This window comes from Ktedonobacterales bacterium (assembly GCA_036557285.1).
Taxonomy (GTDB): Bacteria; Chloroflexota; Ktedonobacteria; order Ktedonobacterales; family DATBGS01; genus DATBHW01.
In genome coordinates this window covers 1-6,249 of record DATBHW010000015.1, presented here as the reverse complement: position 1 = coordinate 6,249, position 6,249 = coordinate 1, and the positions used below count along the sequence as shown (strand labels likewise).

Below are 6,249 nucleotides of genomic sequence, written 5' to 3'. Positions count from 1 at the left end.
TGGCTGCTGCTGCAGCGGTATTGGCGCGCGTGGTCCAAAGCGCCCCCACCGCCTGCGCTCCACCATCGGCTTGACTGGCTGGGACAGGGGAATGGGTTGTTCCTCTATGAGCCACCGTAACCCGGTGTCAACAAACTACCGATAGGCCGTCGCCCCTTGCTGATTGGAGGGAGTGGGGGATATGGTGGTCAAACTGGCGACAATGGGTGTCGTTTTTGCACTCGACCCAACCAAAGCTGGCTGGTTCGTTCTCATCTGCCTGCTCTTGTACATTATCTCCTTCGCTATTGGCATGGGGGCGGTCTTCTGGTTGATGAGCTCGGAACTCTTTCCCAATCGGCTGCGGGCCACTGGTGCCAGCATTTCCAGCTTATTCAATTGGATAGCCAACCTGGCGGTCAGCATTACCTTCCTCACGCTCATCGATGTTACTAGCAGGCCAGGCAGCTTCTGGATCTATGCATTTCTTGGCATAGTCGCCTTCATCTTTTGCTGGGCGCTTGTGCCAGAGACCAAAACAAAACCCTGGAGCAGATCGAGCGCTACTGGAAGAACAACAGGCATTGGTTCGACATAACAACCAGATAGCCAAAATCGAGTTTTCTTGGAAAGATTGCTTGCCCTATCTCTAACGTTCCCAAGGTACCAAGGCCAGGAACTGTGTAGAGAGTTGCAAGCTATCTCCATAACAGGGTACAATAGTCTTACCTGCAAAGCAGTGCCAAATCTATTCCCAACGCGCCGCGGCGTTTGGTGTGCCAGATAAAGGAGCCACCATGACGGTATTGACCACCAGTTACAGAATCTGCCCCCTCTGTGAAGCGACCTGCGGCCTGGAAATCGTCAGCCAGGGGCAAGAGGTGCTCTCCATCCGAGGCGACGCCCAGGATGTCTTTAGCCACGGCTACCTCTGCCCAAAAGCCGCGAGCCTTAAAGAACTCCATGCCGACCCTGACTGCATCCGCCAACCCTTGCTGCGCCAGGGCGATCAATGGCTTCCGATCAGTTGGGATGAAGCCTTCGCCGACATCGAACGACACCTGTTGCCTATAATACAAGAGCATGAGCGCGACGCCCTCGCCGTCTATCTTGGCAACCCAAACGTACACCAGCTTGCCAACCAGCTTTATCTCCCTATTCTGCTCAAAGCCGCCGGGACACACAGTATCTTTTCTGCCGCTACCGTCGATCAAATGCCCAAGCAGGTGGCCGCCGGGTTCATGTTTGGCACGCTGCTGAGCGTTCCTGTCCCTGATCTGGAACGCACCGATTATCTGATGCTGCTGGGCGCAAACCCACTCGTCTCCAACGGCAGCCTCATGACTGCGCCCGATATACGGGGGCGCCTGCGTAAACTTCAGCAGCGCGGGGGAAAGCTGATCGTCATTGACCCCTATCGCACGCGCACGGCTCAGATGGCTGATCAGCACTACTTCATTAAGCCTGGTTCGGATGCTCATCTCCTCTTTGCCATGATTCAGACACTCTTCGCCGAAGGGCTGCTGAATCCTGGTCGTCTGGAGGAACACACACTGGGCATCGAGCAGGTACGTGACCTGACCCAGCCTTTTACTCCCGAACGCGTCGCGCCTTTCTGTGGCATCGCTGCCGAGACTATCCGCCACCTCGCCCGTGAGCTTGCCTCTGCCCCGCGCGCTGCTGTGTATGGACGAATCGGTACCTGCACCCAGGAATTCGGCACGCTGGCTAGCTGGCTCGTTGATGTTCTCAACATCCTCACCGGCAATCTTGACCGCGAAGGCGGCGCCATGTTCCCAAAGGCGGCTGCGGGCGCGCGGAATACCAGCGGAGCCTCTGGTAGCGGTCGCGGCGTGCGCCTGGGCCGTTGGAAGAGTCGTGTGCGTGGCCTGCCTGAGTGCTTTGGCGAACTCCCCGTCGCCTGCCTCGCGGAAGAGATCGAAACGTCTGGGGCGGGCCAGGTCCGGGCGCTCATCACCATCGCTGGGAATCCGGCCCTCAGCACCCCCAATGGTCAGCGACTGCAACAGGCGCTCTCGACCCTCGAATACATGGTGAGCATGGACCTGTACCTAAACGAAACCACCCGACACGCCAACGTCATCCTTCCAGCGCCATCCGTGCTCACTCGTTCACATTATGACATAGCACTCTATCAGCTTTCGGTGCAGAACATCGCCCACTATTCCGCGCCCATTTTTGCCCCTGAGCCTGGCATGCTCAACGAGTGGGAGGTCATGCTCCGCCTCTCGGCTATCCTGGCCGGGCACGGTTCATCCGCCGATATAGCGATCCTCGATGAAATGGCGGCCCTGGCACTCATTCAGCGTGAGGTGGCAACGCCTGGCTCGTCCATCACGGGCCGCGACGCTGGGGAGATTCTTCAAGCTCTTGAACCTCGGCGTGGCCCGGAGCGCCTGTTGGATTTCCTGCTGCGCAGCGGCCCCTATGGCGACGCCTTCACACCAGTCAAAACCGGCCTGACACTTGCTGAGCTTGAGGCGCATCCACACGGCATTGATCTTGGCTTGCTTCAGCCGCGCATCCCGGAGGTGCTGCGCACCTCTTCCGGCAAGATCGAACTGGCCCCTGCTGCGCTGGTAGCGGATGTCGAGCACCTGCGTGCCTCACTCGACCGCGCCAACGGCGGTATGCTCCTTATAGGTCGCCGCGACCTGCGCTCCAACAACTCCTGGATGCACAACCTGCATATCCTCGCCAAAGGCAAGAATCGCTGCACGCTGCATGTGCATCCCACCGACGCGGCTCGCCTGGGACTCGTAGAGGGCGAAGCCGCCTGCGTCACCTCTAGCGCCGGTTCTGTAGAAGTCCCTGTCGAAATCACCGACAGTATCATGCCTGGGGTTATCAGCCTGCCGCATGGCTGGGGACACAACCAGCCTGGCAGCCAGCTTGCCATCGCTGCTCAGAACCCTGGCGTGAATACCAATATGCTCACCAGCGAACAATGCACCGATGCGCTGTCTGGCAATGCCGTCTTGAATGGCATCCCCGTAACCGTCAGAGCGATGGCTTCTTCTGCTACCAGGAATGACAACCATGCGCAAGAAGCAATCACCTGAGAACAGGCGTGCCTCGCAGCTTATAGCCGACGTATGCCAGGGCTATAAGCTGCCCGATCCCTTCCGTGGCCGCGCTCAAGGTCTGCCGCCAAACGACCGGCGGCCACTATACCACATCCCAGCAATGAACGCCATCACGATTACCCCCACGCCTGCAATCGAGAACAGGATAATGCTGAGGGTCTTTGGCGAAAGCAGGCCGACACTACTTGAATTACCAGAATTATTGCTGGCGCTGTTCCCGGTGTTGCTCCCAGTGTTATTGCCGTTGCCGTTCGAGCTACTGGCAGGTGTCTTAGTTGGTATTGGCGTTTGAGGTGGAGCCTGGACAGTAAAGGTCCAGCCAGGAAAGGCAGCCGCCGACCCACTCGTATCATCAACCTCCACCATTGCTGTATGCTTCCCCGCACCAAGCGCAGCCGTATACTGTCCTGTCGGCTGCAACGGATCGTTCGATGTAACTTGAATCTTCGCGTTATCAATCACTGTGCCATCAAGGGTCAACACAAATCTGACAAACGGATTGAGCAATTGCGCCGAAAACTTGATCGTCACATTACCAGAGACGTTCGCCGTAACAGTTCCATTTTGTGCAGGGTCCAGCGAAGAGATACAGGGCGCGCAGCCAACAAACGGACGTGCAGAGGATGCAGGCGCGGCATGGGCCAATTGGCTGCTTAGCCCCGCAATGGCAAGCGATCCGAGCAGCGCCGCCAGAATCAGCACCCGCCTACGGAACTGCAAAGCATCTGAGAGAGACATAGCTACCAAACCTCCTTATTCTCAACGCCAGCGCGCTGCCGTCCATTCATAGCAATAATGAGCATGATAACGCCCTATCCTCACTAACCCCTCTGGCGCCGAAGAAAAGCCAGATGCGACCCACTTCAACTCTCAACCTTCTATAACTGGCTCTAGCATAACAGGCGCGCCCTACCTCTCGCAAGAGACGTGGTTCACAAAACCACAACGACCCATAGCCTCAAACATTCCGGGCAGTAAGAGAACAAGCCTCAAGGGTAGTATAATGGATCAGCCGTAGGGTCCGCTCTGCGCGTAATCGCTTGCTGGCGGGCGACTACTACTGAAGAACATCTCGGCTCCACAAGCAAAAAACGACTCATCGCGTGTACTAGGCTAGAAGGAAGGTTAAGCTTCACATGCAGCAGGTACAACAAGTTCCTAACTTCGATCACCGACTCGTAACCACCGCGTTTGAATTACAAGGGTTCACAGTTATGCAGAACCTGGGTGTGGTGCGCGGCATCATCGTCCGTTCTCGCAGTGCTCTTGGCAATATTGGGGCCAGCTTCCAGCAGTTGTTTGGCGGCAACATCACCATCTATACCGAACTCTGCGAGCAGGCGCGGCGCGATGCCTACGAAATTATGATTCAGCACGCGGCAGCATTGGGTGCGAATGCCATTATCGGCGCTCGCTACGACGCCACTGAGATCACCCAGGGCGTCACCGAAGTCCTCTGTTATGGCACTGCCGTCTTCGTCAGGCCAAATGGCGCGCCAGCCTACGCTGGCGGCCCAGCGCAAGCCTCCGCCGAGCGAATGGCTCCGCCGGTCCCGCCACAGCCAGGGCAATACCCTCATCCGAACCAGTAATAGTCATTCTCCTCATAGAAGGGCGAGACGAGCAGCCGTGTCTCTTGCCCTTCTGTGCGCTTGCCCGCTCTGCCCTTGCGTGGTATCATCAGAATACTCAGTATTGTAGATCAAGATAAACGAAACAAGCAGGACATTTCAGCCTTCGCGGCCAGAGGAACAAATATTATGGAGAAAAGGCCGCTCCCGGTATCAAATGCCATCGAACTGCGACGGCGTAACCACGAATTATCCATCTTGACCGCCTTCGCCAGCGCACTCAATCGCTCTGTAGAACTCGATCAGACCCTTCAGACCAGTCTCTCCCAGGTCGCAGAACTGCTTGGCCTTCATACTGGCTGGGTCTGGCTCATCAATGAAGAGACCGGCAAAACCTATCTGGCCGCGTCGCAGAACCTTCCGCCAGCCTTGCAGAATAATCCCCGGCGCATGAAAGGCATTTGTCACTGCCTGGATACTTACCTGGAAGGCGACCTGGAAGGCGCAGCCAACGTCAACGTCCTCACCTGTAGTCGTCTTTCGGGACTGGTTGATGGCGCTAACGGCCTGCGCTATCACGCCAGCATCCCATTGTACGCACACGAGAAGAAGCTGGGTGTCCTTAACGTTGCCAGCACCGACTGGCGCGAGCTTTCGCCCGACGATCTGCGCCTGCTCTATACCATCGGTGATCTGCTCAGCATCGCCATCGAACGCTCGCGCCTCTTCGCCCGCAGCGCCCAGATGAGCGTCGTCGAGGAGCGCAACCGGCTTGCCAGAGAGATACACGACACGCTGGCTCAGGGCTTAACCGCCGTCAGCCTGCAACTGGAATCCGCCGATGCCCTGCTGGAGACACACGCCGACCCTGAGCGCATACGCAAGGCCGTCCATCAGGCGTTGAAACTCACGCGCGCAAATCTCGAAGAAGCCCGCCGCTCGGTTCTTGATCTGCGCGCTGCTCCGCTGGAAGGACACACCTTAAAGAAGGCGCTGGAAGCGTTGACAAAAGATGTGACCGCGCGAGGTGAAACCAGGGTGCGCTTCGAGGCGTTTGGCGATGATCGCCCGCTTCCAGTACGCATCGAGGCAGGGCTGTACCGTATCGCCCAGGAAGCCTTGACGAATATCGCCCGGCATGCGGAGGCTATAGAGGCACGTCTGCGGCTGGAGATCACCCCGGAGCAGATTCGGCTGCGTATCGGGGATAATGGGCAGGGCTTCGAGCCATCCCAGGTACCTACAGATCGCTATGGGCTCATCGGTATGAACGAGCGTGCCAGGCTTCTGGGTGGTACGCTATGCCTGGAAAGCAGCCCTGGCGCTGGTACCTGCCTGGAAGTGAGCATTCCGCTCAAATAACTATCCTGATAAGATTGAAAGTCCTCTTCGCAACTTTTTGTGCTAGTATTCCCATAGGTGTAGTTTCTGTAGTTTCTGTTGTTCTTATATAACGTCACCCGATGTGCAAGTTGTTTAAGCCACGAGGCGAGCGAACTGAAGTGGCTCCTCGCCCAAGGAGGTAGTTGTCCAGACGGCCATCGTATGCATCAAAACTTTGCGGAGCAGTCGGTTCCAGAGATGCCAGGTAT

Annotated in this window: 5 protein-coding genes; 4 read left to right on the top strand and 1 reads right to left on the bottom strand. The window is 57.2% G+C overall.

From position 1 onward, the window contains the following. Positions 1 to 181: 181 nt before the first annotated feature. Both VH599_05355 and VH599_05350 read left to right on the top strand, forming a co-directional pair. Positions 182 to 577: an MFS transporter gene (locus VH599_05355; protein HEY7347725.1), complete on the top strand. Its 396-nt coding sequence runs from the start codon at positions 182 to 184 to the stop codon at positions 575 to 577. Positions 578 to 776: 199 nt separating this feature from the next. Beyond that, positions 777 to 3,062 carry a molybdopterin oxidoreductase family protein gene (locus tag VH599_05350; GenBank protein ID HEY7347724.1) on the top strand — a complete coding sequence of 762 codons (2,286 nt, stop codon included), beginning with the start codon at positions 777 to 779 and terminating at the stop codon, positions 3,060 to 3,062. 75 nt (positions 3,063 to 3,137) lie between these two features. Here the strand turns inward: VH599_05350 and VH599_05345 are convergent, their stop codons facing one another. Next, on the bottom strand, positions 3,138 to 3,824 hold the full coding sequence (locus VH599_05345; protein ID HEY7347723.1) for an Ig-like domain-containing protein: 687 nt from the start codon (positions 3,822 to 3,824) through the stop codon (positions 3,138 to 3,140). Between the two features lie 398 nt (positions 3,825 to 4,222). Here VH599_05345 and VH599_05340 point away from each other — a divergent pair, with 398 nt between their 5' ends. After that, the gene (locus VH599_05340; GenBank protein ID HEY7347722.1) at positions 4,223 to 4,678 is read left to right on the top strand and encodes a YbjQ family protein; all 456 of its coding nucleotides are present in this window, start codon (positions 4,223 to 4,225) and stop codon (positions 4,676 to 4,678) included. 168 nt (positions 4,679 to 4,846) lie between these two features. Next, on the top strand, positions 4,847 to 6,019 hold the full coding sequence (locus VH599_05335) for a GAF domain-containing sensor histidine kinase (protein ID HEY7347721.1): 1,173 nt from the start codon (positions 4,847 to 4,849) through the stop codon (positions 6,017 to 6,019). Positions 6,020 to 6,249: the final 230 nt, after the last annotated feature.